We start from the raw sequence: 3,234 nt of genomic DNA, 5'->3' as shown, positions 1-3,234 counted from the left end.
GAAACAAAAACAAGAAGTAAGACAAACATATAAGGATATATTTTCATTTATAAAGTCCGTATCAATTACGGGATCTTAGCATCATTACTATCCTCTTGAATTACAGAATTAAATCACTGAAAGATTACAAAAGATTGTTAAGAATTATCGCTAAGGTTTAGACAATAAGGACAAAAATCATTGCTTCTCCTCAGCCTTCTGCTCAGCACCACCACTAAGCTTCTGAACTTCCTTATCGCCAAGTGGTATGATGGGACCCTCCTTCCAATCCTTTGGATAAATGAGGACCGCGTTGACCTGGACAACTTGATCACTTATTGTATTGCCTCTAACGAGCTTCCTCTTCCTCATACCACGCTTCTCGGGGGGGTGATAACCAATGCCCTCGCTCATTAGCAGGTACTTCTTAACAGCACCCTCAATGTTTGGTAGCATTGGGGGGGCGCCATCAATACCACTACCACCCGTAATCCTAATCCTAAAACCAGGCGGCAACTCAAAGACCTCCTTAATCACCCCCACCATCAACCTCATCACCAATCCTCAAACCCACAAGTCTCTGGGCAACTGGGTCCTTAACCTCAAACTGCTTAGCTCTCCCACTCATTGGATCACTAAGTACTAACTTAAACGTTGGCATTGACTTGAACGTAGATAGGGGCTATTAAAATACTTCTATCATTATGAATAACGACCTAATAATACGAAATGTCAAAATCCTGAAATAAGAGTATTTAAATATAACCAAAAATTCGATTTTATGACCAACATGGGCAGCAAACCCCCCTGAAAATACAGGTTGGCGCTGCAAGCCTCAGACCAATGTGGGTGGTGGCATCAATACTTTTGATAGGTGCCTTAGCAATGCTTGTTGGTGGTGTCGTTATGCAATTAGTATATCACGTAACTCTTGCGCCGCTGTGGGTCGGCATCTTTGCAGGAATACTATTATCGATTCCCTTGGAAATTTGGGACTTTCCGAACCCTGATGTCATAATTAAGGCAATAACTCTGAAAGATAGACTATTAATGGTATGTTTCGGATTGGTCATAGGACTTGGCGCAATTCTTCTCTATGCACTTAACCTATTCGTTCCCGTACTACATTGGGGTATCAAGGCTTTCTTTGTACCCGGTGTGGTCATTGGAGGCTTATTATTTGGCGTTGGCGTGGCCGTCGCTGGCTACTTCCCAGGAACTATATGGATAGCGCTTGGTCAGGGTAGGAGGGATGCTGTGTATGCCGTGATTGGAGGCTTACTAGGTGCATTGACTTGGTCATTAATCTTTGGGCAGGCGAGGTACTTCTTCTGGGACATACTTAACTTTGGCCCAATAACGTGGCCCACATTGTTCGGCTTAACCACTAAGGTTGATGAGTTGATCGTGGCTGTAATATTTGGCTTATTAATGATTAGTATGTGGTTATTCATACCAAGGAGGCAGGGCGGTAAGGCATGCGTACTTCACCTAACCGGTAAAACTAAGGAGGTGATGCCACTTGAGGATGAGATTAGTGAGTTTAAGGAGGATTACCCAAAAATACCTGATTATGTCATTGAGGCTGTCTCCGTTCAGCAGCCCCCCCGTTCATCGAGGATAATATTTGCACTGGCGTTTGACTTCACGCTTGTGGCTGTTGCCGTGATTGTGCTCAGGCAGATATTTGGTGAATCAACTACATACGCATGGATTTGGTCTCAGATACTATACTTCATAGACCCACGCTGGGCTGCGAGCTTACCATACTTCCAGTTATTTGGTGGATTAAAGATTGTTAATGGAGTACCCGTTGATAAGCCATTTAGTGAGATTGGTTGGGAACCACTATCCGACCTCGGGACGTTCCTTGGCGGCTTAATATCATCAGTGTTCATAACAAAGAGATTCATGGGATTCAAGCCATGGACACCGCACATATGGAGAAATAGGTTTGGTAACACACCAGGCTCAGGCTCTCGCCTCATTCATAGGCGCCTACCTAGTCCTATTTGGCGCCAGAATGGCCAATGGCTGCGCCAGCGGACATATTGAATGATTAGACCGCAGTAGCACCAATAATGAGTAGGGATTTATTTTGTGGGCTTAGGCCCGTGGGCCCTGGGCGGGGGCAGTTTAGCTTCTTCATTGCCTTAGTTATTGTCTTCATCCTCCTCGCCTTACCCTCGTTCATTGCTTCCTCATGCATTTTTCTCAGTATCTCACAGGTCTTGACAATAAGCTTTGGATGTTTCTTGATTTCGTCCTGGCCTATGTAGACCACAAACCTCTTGCCTCGCTGGGTTAGCTTGGCGTTGTAGCCCGCCCTTTTTAGTGCTTCCTGAACTGCCATGGCATCCTCAAGCCTTTTACGGTCAATCCTAAGCTCCGCATAACCACTTTTACCCATGTGTATGTGCATCTTCACACCATCAATAACCTCAATTGAAGACTTACCTCGAGACTTAACATCCATATTAGCCAACATCATTAGGTTCCTAAGCTTCCCAGCATCGGGCAATTGGCTGAGGTCCTCAATCATCGACCTGATTAACACGTCACTGAGCCACCTCTTGGCAAGCTCAACAGCCTTGGAGCTATTAATCCCATACCGTTTAACAACTTTGCTATCATAATCCCTGAAGCCGAGGTTCATTATCCTCCCGACAATGTCCCTCCATAGTTCATACTTCGAACCACCAATCGCAAGCCTAACATTCTTCCACTTAACATCGACGCTGCCATCACCGAGAACAGCAAACAATATAAATGTCGCGAACTCATCATCATCAAGCCTAAGGACCTTCTTGGCAGCCTTAACCTTACTCTTGACTTTATTCTTATGGTCGACAGCACTTAAAAACCATGTAACGGTTACGTCGTTCTCATTGAGATTCACACCATACACGCAAATGTAGTTCCTCCTAGACCAAGCCATTAGCCAAGCCACGATCTGCCAGAGCTGAGTAGTAGCCATCACTGGGTAGCCCTCCTTGTCAATTGAGCCGTCGGTCAATAAAAGCCCGTACCGCATCGCCCTCAACTTGCCATCACTGAACAACTTAGGCACGACTACGTGGAAGCCCCCCCTGAGACCGGTTAAGTTCATTGTTATTGTTATGTTCCCCGACTTAGCCACCCTAACCACTTTAATCGTTAGGTTCTCCGTGTATAGGTGCACCACGAAACTCTTGTCCTCGTTAAACGGCTCACCGCTTATTAATACCTTGGCTCTGCTGTTCCTCAACTCTTCAA

At 45.3% G+C, this 3,234-nt stretch carries 2 protein-coding genes and 1 pseudogene; 1 reads left to right on the top strand and 2 read right to left on the bottom strand.

Annotation, left to right across the window (positions count from 1 at the left end; all coding sequences use genetic code 11):
• Positions 1-177: 177 nt before the first annotated feature.
• A pseudogene (locus JCM11216_RS14045) lies at positions 178-640 on the bottom strand (30S ribosomal protein S6e).
• Positions 641-831: 191 nt separating this feature from the next.
• Here JCM11216_RS14045 and JCM11216_RS14040 point away from each other — a divergent pair.
• A complete protein-coding gene (locus JCM11216_RS14040) occupies positions 832-2,034 on the top strand; it encodes a YeeE/YedE family protein (RefSeq protein WP_243676471.1) in 1,203 nt (400 codons plus the stop codon).
• A 4-nt stretch (positions 2,035-2,038) separates the two neighbouring features.
• Here the strand turns inward: JCM11216_RS14040 and JCM11216_RS14035 are convergent.
• Positions 2,039-3,234 (bottom strand): hypothetical protein (locus JCM11216_RS14035; RefSeq protein WP_054854597.1); only part of this gene is annotated, 1,196 nt, incomplete at its 5' end.

The organism is Vulcanisaeta distributa JCM 11216 (assembly GCF_001315985.1).
Taxonomy (GTDB): Archaea; Thermoproteota; Thermoprotei; order Thermoproteales; family Thermocladiaceae; genus Vulcanisaeta; species Vulcanisaeta distributa_E.
This window is presented reverse-complemented; position numbering and strand designations above follow the sequence as displayed.